The organism is Mycobacterium sp. 1245499.0, from assembly GCF_001673615.1.
Classification (GTDB): Bacteria; Actinomycetota; Actinomycetes; order Mycobacteriales; family Mycobacteriaceae; genus Mycobacterium; species Mycobacterium europaeum_A.
The window spans coordinates 1-760 of sequence record NZ_LZMG01000281.1; the positions used below are offsets into that span (position 1 = coordinate 1).

General features: G+C 69.2%; 1 protein-coding gene and 1 pseudogene. One reads left to right on the forward strand and one right to left on the reverse strand.

Annotated elements, in window-relative coordinates; genetic code table 11:
* On the forward strand, positions 1 to 267 hold a 267-nt coding region (locus A5646_RS16865), incomplete at its 5' end, for an acyl-CoA dehydrogenase family protein (protein WP_255362085.1).
* A gap of 34 nt (positions 268 to 301) precedes the next feature.
* Here A5646_RS16865 and A5646_RS16870 read toward each other — a convergent pair.
* A pseudogene (locus A5646_RS16870) lies at positions 302 to 760 on the reverse strand (acyl-CoA dehydrogenase family protein); the annotation flags it as partial.

Sequence of the window (760 nt, forward strand, 5' to 3'; positions counted from 1 at the left end):
ATCGACATCGCCCGCACCTATCTCGACGACTGCCTGGCCCAGCACCTGGCCGGCGAGCTGACCGCCGCGCGCGCCGCGCGGCTCAAGTGGTGGACCACCGACCTGCAGGTGCGCACCGCCGACCGCTGCCTGCAGTTGCACGGCGGCTACGGCTACATGCGCGAATACGGCGTGGCGCGCGCCTTCGTCGACGCCCGCATCCAAACCATCTACGGCGGCACCAACGAGATCATGAAGACGATCATCGCCAAGGACCTGGGCATCTGATGGCCGTCGACTACAGCGAGCTGCCCGTCGAGGAGGCGGCGCGCGCGGCGGTCAGCTCGCCGGCCAGGTGCTGGGCCAGGCAGTCGTCGAGATAGGTGCGGGCGATGTCGATTTCGGTGGCCAGTTCGGCGAGGACGAATTGGCTGTTCTGGAAGCTGGCGATCGGTGAGCCGAACGCGGTGCGGTCCCGCACGTAGTCCAGCGTCTGGGCGAGGATGCCTTCCGCTGCGGCCACCGCCCCCACCCCGAGCGCGAGCCGCTCCTGGGGCAGGTTCTTCATCAGCTGGTAGAAGCCCTTGCCCTCGTCCTCGAGCAGATTGGCCCTGGGCACCCGCATGTCGGTGAAGGTGAGCTCGCTGGTGTCCTGGGCGTGCAGGCCGATCTTGTCCAGGTTGCGGCCGCGGGAGAACCCCGGTGTGGTGGGGTCGACGACCAGCAGCGACAGGCCGTGGTGACGGTCCGGCGACGTGCGCACCGCCACCGGCGAGGGCCA